A 12262-nucleotide genomic window follows, 5' to 3' on the forward strand; every position below is an offset into this window, starting at 1 on the left:
AGTGGACCGGGCCGCCCTTGTGTTCATTGAGTTCACAACACCGGGCCCCGGAACCGGCCCTGCGGCCGGAAGGAGGGTGTCCATGGCGCGCTGGAGCCGCGGGCAGTTGAGCCTGGCCGGCCGCCTGTTCGGCTGGCAGCTGCTCGTCATCGCCGTCCTGACGGCCGTCATCTCGATCGCCAGCTACCAGCAGGCCCGCGCCCAGGCGCACGCGTCCGCGTCCCTGCGCGTGCTCAGCGTCGCCACCACGCTGGCGCACGACCCGTTCGTGGCCGGCGCCGTCACCGGCCCGGACCCGACCGCGTCGCTGCAACCGTTCACGCAGACGCTGGTGGCGACGGCGGACGTCGACTTCGTCACCATCATGAGCCGGGAGGGCATTCGCTACACGCATCCGAATCCGGGCGAGATCGGTGGCCGGTACCAGGGCACCATCACGACCGCCCAGGCCGGCAAGCCGCTCGTGGAGGACTACGTGGGCACGCTGGGCCCATCGGTGCGCGCCATCGTGCCCGTGGTCAGCCACGGCAAGGTCGTGGCCATGGTCGCGGTCGGGTTCACGCTGAAGTCGCTGGAAACCGTGCAGGCCGCCGCGCTGCCGTCGATCCTGCTGGTGGCCGGCGCCGCCGTCGTCGCCGGTGCCGTGGTCGCCTGGCTGCTCAGCCGCCGCCTGCGCCGGGCCACCCTCGGCTACGGCCCGGCCGAACTGGCGCGACTGTTCGACTACTACGACTCGGCCTTGCACGCGCTGCGCGAGGGGCTCGTCCTGATCGACGCGCGGGGCCGGCTGGCCCTGTACAACGACCACGCCGCCGACCTGCTCGCCCTGCCGCCCGGCACCCGGGTGACGCCGGCCGGCGACCTGGACCTGCCGCCGTCGATCGCGGCGTTGTTCGCCTCCGGGCGCACCGCCGTCGACGAGGTGCACCTGGCCGGCACGCGCCTGCTGGTCATCAGCCAGCGCCCCACCGGCGGCGGCCGCGGCACCGTCGTCACGCTGCGCGACCACACCGAGCTGCGCGGGCTGGCCGAGGACCTGCACGGCGCGCAGACACTCGTGCAGGCGCTGCGCTCGCAAACCCACGAGCATGCCAACCACCTGCACGCCATCGCCTCGCTGCTGGAGCTCGGGCACCGGGACGAGGCACTGGTCCTGGCCACGGCCGGCCTGGGCCGGGCGCACGGGCTCGCCGGGGACGCGGTGGGCGCCGTCGACGAGCCGTACCTGTCCGCGCTGCTGCTCGGCAAGGACGCCGAGGCCCGCGAGCGCGGCATCGACCTGGTGGTCAGTGCGGCCGGGTCGCTGCCGCCGGGCACCCTGGATCCGGGCGACCTGATCACCATCCTCGGCAACCTGATCGACAACGCCATGGACGCCGTGGCGGGCCGGCCGGGCGCGCACGTGTGGGTGGACCTGGCCGCCGATGAGGCCGGGCTGCTGCTGACGGTCGCCGACGACGGCCCCGGCCTGGCCGGCACGGACCTGGACGCGCTGGCCCGGATCGGGGCGAGCAGCAAACCCGCGGGCGCGCCCGGACATGGTCACGGCTACGGCCTGGCGCTGGTGCGGCGCGCCGTGGCCGCGTTGGGCGGTACGCTCACGGTGGAGGACGACGGCGGCGCCGTGTTCACCGTGAGCGTCCCCGTTCCGGACCCCGCCGCCCCGGTGCGGGCGGAGGGAGGTGCGCCATGACGGCCGAATCCGGCCCCATCCGGGTGTTGGTGGTCGACGACGAACCCGTCGCCCTGGCCGCCCATGCCGACTATGTGCGGCGCATGGACGGGTTCGCGGTCAGTGCCATGGCCGCCGGCATGGGCGAGGCGCTGGCGGCGCTCACGGCCGCGCGGTCGGCGGGCGCGCCGATCCAGCTGGTCCTGCTCGACCTGAACCTGACCGACGGCCACGGCCTGGACCTGTTGCGCCGGGTGCACGGCCTGGGCCTGGCCCCGGACGTGGTGGCCATCAGCGCCGTGCGGGAGATCCAGGTGGTCCGCTCGGCCATCGCCATGGGCATCACCGCCTACCTGATCAAGCCGTTCACGTTCGCCGCGTTCCGGGAGAAGCTGGAGAACTACCGCGACTATGCGGCCGTGCTGGCCGACCGGTCCGTCACCAGCCAGGACGCGGTGGATCGGGCGCTGGCCACGCTGCGCCCCAGCGGACGGCTGCAACTGCCCAAGGGCCTGCTGGCCGAGACGCTGGGCGCCGTGGCGGACCTGCTGCGGGCGGCGGCCAGCCCGCTCTCCGCCACCGAGGCGGCGGGGGAACTGGCCATGTCCCGGGTCACCGCGCGGCGGTACCTCGAGCACCTCGTCGAGACGGGCTCGGCCGTGAAGGCCCCGCGGCACGGCTCCCCCGGCCGTCCCGAACTCGAATACCGGTGGCGCGGCGGCCGGTAGCGCCTACAGCGCCGAGAACGCCACCACGCAGTTCTGCCCGCCGAAGCCGAACGCGTTCGTGACCGCGTGCCGCACGGTCATGGCCCGGGCCTGGTTGGGCACGTAATCCAGGTCGCAGTCGGGGTCGGGGGTTTGATAGTTGATGGTGGGCGGGACGGCCGACTCGGCGATCGCCATGACGCACACCAACGCCCCGAGCGCCCCGGCGGCGCCGATCAGGTGCCCGGTCATCGACTTCGGCGCCGTGACGGCGAGCGCGCCGGCATGGCCGCCGAACGCCTGGTGGATAGCGGCGGTCTCGGTCTTGTCGTTCGCCTTCGTGGACGTGCCGTGGGCGCAGACAAGGTCGACGTCGGCCGGGTCGAGCCGGGCCTTCGCCAGCGTCTTCGTGATGGCCAGCGCCGCGTATTGGCCGTCCGGCTCCGGGGCCACGATGTGGAACGCGTCGCTGGTCATGGCGGCCCCCGACACCTCGGCGTAGATGCGGGCGCCGCGCGCGGCCGCGTCGGAGAGCCGTTCCAGCGTGAACACGACGGCCCCCTCGCCGAACACGAACCCGTCCCGGTCCGCATCGAACGGGCGGGACGCCTGCTCGGGCGCGTCGTTGTTCTTCGACAGCCCGCGCATGGTGGACAGGCCGCCGAACATGACAGGCGTGATCGCGGCGTCCGCGCCGCCGGCCACCACCACGTCCGCGTCGCCGTCGAGTAGCAGCCGGCCCGCCTCCAGCAGCGCGTGCGTGCCGCTGGCGCAGGCCAGGGCGCTGGCGTTGACGGGGCCGTGCACGCCCAGGTCGATGGCGACCTCGCACGCGGCCATGTTGGTCAGCGCCGAGGCCACGAAGCTGGGGCTGATGTGGCGCAGCCCCTGGGTGCCCAGCGTGCCGGTGGCCTTTTCGATCTCCGGGAATCCGGACACGGCGCTGTTGAGCACGACGGCGGCCTCGACGCCTTCCAGCGTCGGCCCCAGACCGGCGTCGGCCACGGCCTCGCGCGCCGCGGCAATGGACAGCTGGGTGCAGCGCGAGGACCGGTTCAACCGCTTCACGGGCAGGAACGCGGCCGGGTCGAAGCCCTTGACCTCCGCGGCGATGCGGGTGGGGAAATCCGTGGCGTTGAACTGCGTGATCGGCCCGACGCCGCTGCGCCCGGCCAGCAGCGCCTCCCACGTGGCGCGCCAGGTGTTGCCCAGCGGGGTGACCGCCCCGATGCCGGTGATGACGACGCGCTCGCGGTGTGCCCCGGCGGCGCTCACAGGAGACCGCGCATTCCGGGTTCCTGCCCGCCGTCGTGTCCGTCGTGTCCGGCCGGCACCTCGAACAGCCCGTCGGCCGCGTCCCGGACGGCCTGTTCGGCCAGTTGGAAGTGCATCTTCTTGCCGGTTGCCGTCATGGGCACCTCGGTGACGAACCGGTACGCCTGCGGCCGCTTGAAGTCGGCCAGGTCGGCGCTGGCCAGGCAGTGCTTGTCCAGGTCGTCGGCCGAGACGTCCGCGCCCGCACGGATCACATAGGCCACGACGCGCTGGCCCCAGTGCTCGTCGGGAAGCCCGATGACGACGGAGTCCCGGACGGCGGGGTGCGCGCCGAGCACCTCCTCGACCTGGACGGGGTGGACGTTCTCGCCGCCCGAGATGATCATGTCGTCCTTGCGCCCCACGATGGTGACGAAGCCGTCGTCGTCCCACGTGGCCAGGTCGCCCGGGTACAGCCAGCCACGAACGAACTTTTCCTCGTTGGCGGCCGGCAGGTTGAAGTAGCTGAAGCCGGACTTCGGCGAGCGCATGATGACCTCGCCGACCTCGGCGTTGTCGCGGGCGGCCAGGTCGTCCGGATCCGCGCGGTGGTCGGGGTAGAGGCGGACGACGGCGACGTCGTCGTCCGTGCACGCCCGGCCGGCCGAGCCCGCATGCTCGGGCAGGTCCTCCGGGCGCAGGAACGTGTTCCAGAACGCCTCGGTGGTGCCGTAGCCGTTGAAGATGCGCGGGGTGAGCAGCCGCTGGTAGCGCAGCACGGCCGCCCGGTCCAGCGGGGCGCCCATCGTGACGATGCCGCGCAGCCCGGACAGGTCCCGGGGCGTGCGCTCCTGCTCGTCGGCGAGCATGCGTAGCGTCGTGGGCGCGCCGATCAGGAACGTGATGCCGTACCTCACGACCCAGTCGAGCGCCGTGGCGGCGTCGAAGCTGCGCATCGGCACCACGGAGCCGCCCACGTAGAAGACCGGGTTCGGGCCGCCGGAGTAGAGCCCGCCCCGGTGGAACCACGGGGTCATGTTCAGGGTCCGGTCCTGCGGGCGCAGCGGGAAGTGCATGATGACGTCGTGGGCGCTCATCACCTCGACGATGGACGGCAGTGGCACGCCCTTGGGCCGGCCCGTGGTGCCGGAGGTGTACAGCCGCGTGGTCTCGTCGTACACGGACGGTGCCGTGGTCCGCGCCGGCACCGCGCCGTCGGTGCCGTCGACGGCGGCGGCGAACGATTCGATGTCGTCCGTCGCCGGGGCGCCGACGACGAGCAGCGTTGCGTCCGAGCCGGCCAGCTCGACGGCCTGCGTGGCGGAGGAGGCCACCTCGGCGTCGAAGATGAACACGGCCGGATCGCTGTCGCGCAGGATCACGGCGGTCTCCCCCTCCGCCAGCCGGTAGTTGACCGGGACGCCGATGGCGCCCAGCCGCTGCGTGGCCAGGTACAGCATGGCGAACTCGGGGCCGTTGAACAGCTGGTACGCGACCCGCGCGCCCTCGGCGGCTCCCCGTGCGGCCAGCATGGCGGCGACCCGGTCGACGTCGGCGGCCAGCTCCCTGTACGTCCACTCGCGCCCGGTGGCCGGGTCCAGCATGGCCACCGCCGCCCCGTACCGGCCCGTGTTGCGGCGGAAGCCTGCCTCGTACGTGAAGGAATGTTCAAAGTAGTCCTTGAACCGGGTCGGGTCGTAGCTCATGGCGGCCTCCTTGGTCGGGTCCGTGTCCTCCGTGCTTGAGACGATACCCAACCGGATGTCCCAAGCGCACCACACCCCGTCACGACGGGGCGAAAACGGTACGCTTCCTGCAAGCTACTTCGCCGCGGCCGGGCGGAGGACGGGGATGAGTGCGTCGATCACGGACGGGTCCTCGATGGTGGACGGCACCACGTAGTCCTCCCCGTCGGCGATCTGGCGCATGGTCTTGCGCAGGATCTTCCCCGACCGGGTCTTCGGCAGGGAGTCGACCACGGTTGATTGCTTGAAATCGGCCACGGCGCCGATCTCCCGCCGGACCAGGGCGGCCAGCTCCGCGCGCAGCTGCTCCGGATCGACCGTGACGCCGTCCTTGAGGACCACGTACCCGCTGGCGCGCTGGCCCTTCAGCGGATCGGCCACCCCGATCACGGCGCACTCCGCCACGGCCGGGTGCTGGGCCAGGACCTGCTCGATGGCGCCCGTCGACAACCGATGCCCGGCCACGTTGATGACGTCGTCGGTGCGGCCCATGACGAACACGTACCCGTCCGCGTCCACGTGGCCGGAGTCGCCGGTGGCGTAGAACCCGGGGAACGCGCTCAGGTACGAGTCGATGTAGCGCTGGTCGTTGCCCCACAGCGTGGCCAGCGTGCCCGGCGGCAGCGGCAGCCGCAGCACGATGTTCCCCTCCTCGCCGGCCGCGACGGGCTCCCCCAGCCCGTCCACCACCCGCAGGTCGTAGCCGGGCATGGGCAGCGTCGGCGAGCCGGCCTTCAACGGCAGCGGCTCCAAGCCGCGAGGGTTGCCCACGATCGCCCAGCCGGTCTCCGTCTGCCACCAGTGGTCGACCACGGGGACGCCGAGCACCCCCGTGGCCCAGTGGTACGTGTCGGTGTCCAGCCGCTCGCCGGCGGTGAACAGCGTTTCCAGCGTGCCGACGTCGTACTTCGCCAGCTCAATCGCCTGCGGATCCATCTTCCTGATGGCGCGCAGCGCCGTCGGCGCCGTGAACAGCGCCTTCACCCCGTGCTCGGCGATGACACGCCAGAACGCGCCCGCATCCGGGGTGCCCACGGGCTTGCCCTCGTAGAGGACGGTCGTCGCCCCGGCGAGCAGCGGCCCGTACACGATGTACGAATGCCCCACCACCCAGCCGACGTCGGAGGCCGTCCACCAGACGTCGCCGGCGCCGATGTCGTACAGGTTGCGCATGGTCCACAGGAGGGCGACGGCGTGCCCGCCGTTGTCGCGCACCACCCCCTTGGGCACCCCGGTGGTGCCCGACGTGTACAGGATGTAGAGCGGATCCGTGGCCTTGACCGGCACCGGCGCGGCGGGCTCCGCGTCGGCCATGGCGGCATCCCAGTCGAGCCACGTCCACGCCAGGGCCGCCGGGTCGGTGGCGAAGCCGTCGCGGTGCTTGACGATGACCGGCAGCCCCGGCACGCCCGCCAGGTCGAGGGCCTGGTGGACAGCCGGCAGATACTCGATCCGCCGGTTCGGTTCCAGGCCCCCGGAGGCGGTGACGACGACGACGGGCCGGGCGTCGCGGATGCGCGCAGCCAGCTCGGCGGCCGCGAACCCGCCGAACACCACCGAGTGCACGGCGCCGAGCCGGGCCGTGGCGAGCATGGCGATGGCGGCCTCCGGGATCATCGGCAGGTAGATGACAACCCGGTCGCCGCGGCCCACGCCCCGCGCGCGCAGGACGCCGGCGAACCGGGCCACCTCGTCGGTCAGTTGCGCATACGAGTACGTGCGGACGGTGCCCAGCATGGCCGAATCGTGGATGAGCGCCGGCGCATCCCCGCGGCCGGCCGCCACGTGCCGGTCCAGCGCGTTGTAGGCCGTGTTCAGCTCGCCGTCCGGGAACCATTCGCTCAACGGGGCCTGTGCGTCGCTGTACACGCGGGTCGGCGCCACGTCCCAGTCCACGGCGGCGGCGGCGTCCGCCCAGAACACGTCCCGCCGGCCAAGGCTCTGCCGGTACGCCGCTGCGTAGTTGCCCATGGTTTCTCCCCTCGAGGCCACTGAAAACAGTCTTCGTGATGTGCATCATGCTAGGCATGCCTGTCGCCGCAACACAAGACCCGATGTATACACATGTGAAAAATTCTTGCGGAAGTTTCCGGAATGCTGCCCAAACTCCACTTGCTTTGTATACACTGATGGCAGGGGTCGGGACACGGCCCACATCACCGGAACCCCAGGGAGACAGCATGGGAGGCAGCATGCGGGCCAGCGACAAGGCCTACGCCACCTTGCGCGCCGACATCGTCGAGTGGCGCCTGCCGCCGGGCACGGTGCTCGCCGAGGTGGAGCTGTCGGAACGCCTCGGCGTGTCCCGCACACCCGTCCGGGAGGCCCTCGCCCGGCTCAGCGCCGAGGGGCTGGCCGCGCCGCAAAGCGGGCGCGGCGTCGTCGTCACGGAGATCTCGCTGGACCACGTGCGGGAGTTGTTCGAGCTGCGCTCGGCGCTCGAATGCCGGGCCGCCGAACTGGCCGCGGAACGGGGCGACGCCGCCACGTTCTGCGCACTGCACGCCGAGCTGGCGGCCGCCGGCGACCTGCTCACCGATGACGACCCGTCCCGGCACTCCTACTACGAGCTGGCCGCCCGGCTGGACGCGGCCATCGACGACGCCGTCGGCAACGCCTACCTGGCCCAGGCGCTCAAGAGCCTGCGCGTGCACCTGGTGCGCGTGCGCCGGCTCTCCAAGGACAACCCGGCCCGGCTGCGCGAGGCCGCCCGGGAACACGCCACGATCGCGCTGGCCATCGCGAACGGCAACGCCGCCGTCGCCAGCGCCGCCACCACCGTGCACCTGGACAACAGCCTGCACCGCCTGCTGTCGACAAGCCACTGACAGACAACTGACAAGCCACCGAAACCCAACTCCCCGGAGGGACCCCCATGGTTACGCAACACCACGTCCGCGTGTACAAGAGCGAGGAAAACCTGCCCCGCGAGGACCAGCTCGCGCACAAGATCGCGAGGGTCGCCGCCGACCCGGTCGCCGTGACCCCGGAGGTGACGGACATGGTCATCAACCGCATCATCGACAACGCCTCCGTCGCCATCGCGTCGTTGAACCGCGGGCCGATCGTCGCCGCCCGCGCCCAGGCACTCACCCACGCCCCGTCCACCGGCGGTGCGGGCGCGTCCGTCTTTGGCATCACGGAGAGGGTCTCCCCGGAATGGGCGGCGTGGGCCAACGGCGTGGCCGTGCGCGAACTCGACTACCATGACACGTTCCTGGCCGCCGAGTACTCGCACCCGGGCGACAACATCCCGCCGATCCTCGCCGTCGCCCAGCACACCGGCGCGTCCGGCGCCGACCTGGTCCGCGGCATCGCCACCGGCTACGAGATCCAGGTGGACCTGGTCAAGGCCATCTGCCTGCACAAGCACAAGATCGACCACGTCGCCCACCTTGGCCCGTCCGCGGCGGCCGGCATCGGCACGCTGCTGGGCCTGGACGTCGAGACGATCTTCCAATCGGTCGGCCAGGGGCTGCACACGACGACGGCCACCCGCCAGTCCCGCAAGGGCGAAATCTCCACCTGGAAGGCGCACGCCCCCGCGTTCGCCGGCAAGATGGCCGTGGAGGCCGTAGACCGTGCCATGCGCGGGCAGACCTCCCCCGTGCCGATCTACGAGGGCGAGGACGGCGTCATCGCCTGGCTGCTGGACGGCCCGGACGCCTCCTACGAGGTGCCGCTGCCGGCCGACGGCGAGGCCAAGCGCGCCATCCTGGACACGTACACGAAGGAGCATTCGGCCGAATACCAGGCGCAGGCCTGGATCGATCTGGCCCGCAAGCTGCACGGCGAACACCCCGAGGTCACCGACCCGGCCAATGTCACGAGCGTGCTGATCAAGACCAGCCACCACACGCACCACGTGATCGGCTCCGGCGCCAACGACCCCCAGAAGTACGACCCCACGGCCTCGCGGGAAACCCTCGACCACTCCATCCCCTACATCTTCACGGTCGCCCTGCAGGACGGGCGCTGGCACCACGTGGACTCCTACGCCCCGGAACGGGCCGCCCGCCCCGACACCGTGGCGTTGTGGCACAAGGTCACCACCGAGGAGGATCCGGAGTGGACCCGGCGCTACCACACCAACGACATCGCCGAGAAGGCGTTCGGCGGCACCGTGGAGATCACCCTGAATGACGGCACGGTCATCACCGACTCGATCGCCGTCGCCGACGCGCACCCGCTCGGTGCCCGCCCGTTCGCCCGCGAGCAGTACGTCAACAAGTTCCGCACGCTGGCCGAGGGCCTGGTGGAGCCGGCCGAGATCGAGCGTTTCCTGGCCGCCGCCGCCAACCTGCCCAACCTGGCCGCCGGTGAACTGGACCAGTTGAACATCGTCGCGGCGCCCGGCGTCATCGACCTGGCCGCCGCCCCCAAGGGACTGTTCTGACATGTTGTACTCACACAAGACACCCGAGCAGAAGCGCCGCGACCTGCGCGCCATGCTCACCCCGGGCACGGCACGCCAATTCCCGGGCGCGTTCAACCCGCTCTCGGCCCGCCTGATCGAGGAGAAGAAGTTCGACGGCGTGTACATCTCCGGCGCGGTCCTCGCCAACGATCTGGGCCTGCCCGACATCGGGCTGACCACCTCGACGGAGGTGGCGGCCCGTGGCGGGCAGATTGCCCGCATGACGGATCTGCCGTGCCTCATCGACGCGGACACCGGCTTCGGCGAGCCCATGAACGTGGCCCGCACCATCCAGGAGCTGGAGAACGCCGGCCTGGCCGGCTGCCACATCGAGGACCAGTTCAACCCGAAACGCTGCGGCCACCTGGACGGGAAGAACATGGTGGACCTGGACACCGCGGTCAAGCGCATCGCGGCCGCCGCGGACGCCCGCCGCGACCCGAACTTCCTCATCATGGCCCGCACCGACCTGCGCGCCGTGGACGGACTGGACGCCGCCATCGACCGGGCCAAGGCGCTCGTCGACGCCGGCGCCGACGCGATCTTCCCGGAGGCCATGAAGGACCTGTCCGAGTTCGACGCCGTGTGCCGGGCCGTGGACGTGCCCGTACTGGCGAACATGACCGAGTTCGGCAAGAGCGACCTGTTCACCCGGGACGCCCTGGCCGACGTCGGCGTCGCCGTCGTCATCTACCCGGTCACGCTGCTGCGCAGCGCCATGGGCGCCGCCGAGCGCGTGCTGGACGCCATTTCGGCCGACGGCAGCCAGGGCGCACAGGTCGGTGCCATGCTCACTCGCGCCCGGCTCTATGAACTGGTTGACTACGAGGCGTATAACCGATTCGATACGGGCATCTTCAATTTCCAGGTTCCCGGCCTGGACATCGGCTCGAACAACGCCAACCTCTAGGGGAGAAGGAGAACCACCGTGAGTGAATCCGAAGTCAGGAAGGGCCTGGCCGGCGTTGTCGCCGACTACACCGCCATCTCCAAGGTCAACGCGGAGACGAACTCCCTGTTGTACCGCGGCTACCCCGTGCAGGAGCTGGCGGCGGGCAAGAGCTTCGAGGAGGTGGCGCTGCTGCTGTGGACGGGGGAACTGCCGACGGCGGCGGAGCTGATCGACTTCGAGGCGTTCGAGCGGGCCAACCGCGTCCTGGATGCCAGCGTGAAGGCCGCCATCGACCTGCTGCCGCTGGACTGCCACCCCATGGACGTGGGGCGCACGGCCGTGTCCGTGCTCGGCGCGAACCACGCGCTGGCCGAGGATTCCTCGCCGGCGGCGGAACTGGAGAAGGCCAAGGAGCTGTTTGCGGCGTTCCCCGCCGTCGTCGCCTACGACCAGCGCCGCCGTCGTTCGCTGCCCCTCGTAGGACCGCGCGAGGACTTGGACTACGCGCAGAACTTCCTCTGGATGACGTTCGGCGAGGAGGCGGCGCCGGCGGTCGTGGACGCGTTCCGCGTCTCGATGGTGCTGTACGCCGAGCACTCGTTCAACGCCTCCACGTTCACGGCGCGCGTGGTCACCTCCACGCTGTCGGACCTGCATTCGGCCGTGACGGGCGCCATCGGCGCGTTGAAGGGGCCGCTGCACGGCGGCGCGAACGAGGCCGTCATGCACACGTTCACCGAGATCGGGATCCGCAAGGAGGAGTCCCGCGAGGAGGCCGCGGCCCGGGCCAAGGCGTGGATGGAGGAGGCGCTGGCGGCGAAGAAGAAGGTCATGGGGTTCGGGCACCGCGTGTACAAGCACGGCGATTCGCGCGTGCCCACCATGAAGGCCGCGCTGGACGCAATGATCGCCCACTTCGACCGGCCGGAGATGCTCGGGCTCTACGACGGGCTGGAGGCGGCCATGGACGAGGCGAAGGGTATCAAGCCGAACCTCGACTACCCGGCCGGCCCGACGTACCACCTGATGGGCTTCGACACGGACATGTTCACGCCGATCTTCATCGCCTCACGCATCACCGGCTGGACGGCGCACATCATGGAACAGCGCGCCGCGAACGCGCTCATCCGGCCGCTCTCGGAGTACAACGGACCCGACGAGCGCCACCTGCACTGATGGGCGGGTAGGGTGGGGGCATCCATCTACGGCAAGGGAGCATCGTGGAAAAGTCATCACTGACGGCGCTGGCCCGGGAACTGCTCGCGGCCGCCGCGACGTCCGGGAACGGGCGCGCCGCCCGCACCGTCGTGGGCGGGCATGAACGGATCCTGCGCCACACCGTCATCGCCTTGACGGCCGGGAGCATGCTGGACGAGCACGACAACCCGGGTGAGGCCACGGCCCATGTGCTGGCCGGGCGCATCGTGCTCGCCGTGGGCGACGTCAGCTGGGAGGGTTCCCGCGGCGACCTGATCGTGATCCCGCAGGCCCGGCACTCGGTCACGGCCGTGGAGGACTCAGCGTTTCTCCTAACGGTCGCCAAGGGGCGCTAGTGCCAATGCCGTGTAGTTAGGC

Annotated in this window: 10 protein-coding genes; 7 read left to right on the top strand and 3 right to left on the bottom strand. The window is 71.1% G+C overall.

Translation table 11 applies throughout. From position 1 onward, the window contains the following. Positions 1-82 precede the first annotated feature (82 nt). Both EJC77_RS08180 and EJC77_RS08185 read left to right on the top strand, forming a co-directional pair. A complete protein-coding gene (locus tag EJC77_RS08180; RefSeq protein WP_125611445.1) occupies positions 83-1693 on the top strand; it encodes a sensor histidine kinase in 1611 nt (536 codons plus the stop codon). Continuing rightward, complete coding sequence (locus tag EJC77_RS08185) at positions 1690-2400, top strand: response regulator (protein WP_125611447.1); 711 nt, start codon at positions 1690-1692, stop codon at positions 2398-2400. Before EJC77_RS08180 ends, EJC77_RS08185 begins: the two co-directional genes overlap by 4 nt. 3 nt (positions 2401-2403) lie before the next feature. On the opposite strand, the gene fabF is transcribed toward EJC77_RS08185, so the two are convergent. From fabF to EJC77_RS08200, 3 genes are all read right to left on the bottom strand, one after another. After that, on the bottom strand, positions 2404-3654 hold the full coding sequence (fabF, locus tag EJC77_RS08190) for a beta-ketoacyl-ACP synthase II (protein ID WP_125611449.1): 1251 nt from the start codon (positions 3652-3654) through the stop codon (positions 2404-2406). Continuing rightward, positions 3651-5339 carry a class I adenylate-forming enzyme family protein gene (locus EJC77_RS08195; RefSeq protein WP_125611451.1) on the bottom strand — a complete coding sequence of 563 codons (1689 nt, stop codon included), beginning with the start codon at positions 5337-5339 and terminating at the stop codon, positions 3651-3653. The genes fabF and EJC77_RS08195 overlap by 4 nt, the downstream gene beginning before the upstream one ends. A gap of 114 nt (positions 5340-5453) precedes the next feature. Further along, entirely contained in the window at positions 5454-7349 is a 1896-nt protein-coding gene (locus EJC77_RS08200; RefSeq protein WP_125611453.1) for an AMP-binding protein, read from the bottom strand. A 221-nt stretch (positions 7350-7570) separates the two neighbouring features. Between EJC77_RS08200 and EJC77_RS08205 the strand changes: the two genes are divergently transcribed. From EJC77_RS08205 to EJC77_RS08225, 5 genes are read left to right on the top strand one after another with little or no spacing between them, the layout of a single operon-like run. Beyond that, positions 7571-8206 carry a GntR family transcriptional regulator gene (locus EJC77_RS08205; protein WP_125611487.1) on the top strand — a complete coding sequence of 212 codons (636 nt, stop codon included), beginning with the start codon at positions 7571-7573 and terminating at the stop codon, positions 8204-8206. A gap of 47 nt (positions 8207-8253) precedes the next feature. Then, on the top strand, positions 8254-9774 hold the full coding sequence (locus EJC77_RS08210; protein WP_125611455.1) for an MmgE/PrpD family protein: 1521 nt from the start codon (positions 8254-8256) through the stop codon (positions 9772-9774). 1 nt (position 9775) lies between these two features. Next, the gene (gene prpB / locus EJC77_RS08215) at positions 9776-10705 is read left to right on the top strand and encodes a methylisocitrate lyase (protein WP_125611457.1); all 930 of its coding nucleotides are present in this window, start codon (positions 9776-9778) and stop codon (positions 10703-10705) included. 18 nt (positions 10706-10723) lie between these two features. Then, the gene (locus tag EJC77_RS08220) at positions 10724-11863 is read left to right on the top strand and encodes a bifunctional 2-methylcitrate synthase/citrate synthase (protein ID WP_125611459.1); all 1140 of its coding nucleotides are present in this window, start codon (positions 10724-10726) and stop codon (positions 11861-11863) included. A gap of 44 nt (positions 11864-11907) precedes the next feature. Beyond that, positions 11908-12240 carry a cupin domain-containing protein gene (locus EJC77_RS08225; RefSeq protein WP_125611461.1) on the top strand — a complete coding sequence of 111 codons (333 nt, stop codon included), beginning with the start codon at positions 11908-11910 and terminating at the stop codon, positions 12238-12240. Positions 12241-12262: the final 22 nt, after the last annotated feature.

The organism is Specibacter cremeus, assembly GCF_003946885.1.
Taxonomy (GTDB): Bacteria; Actinomycetota; Actinomycetes; order Actinomycetales; family Micrococcaceae; genus Specibacter; species Specibacter cremeus.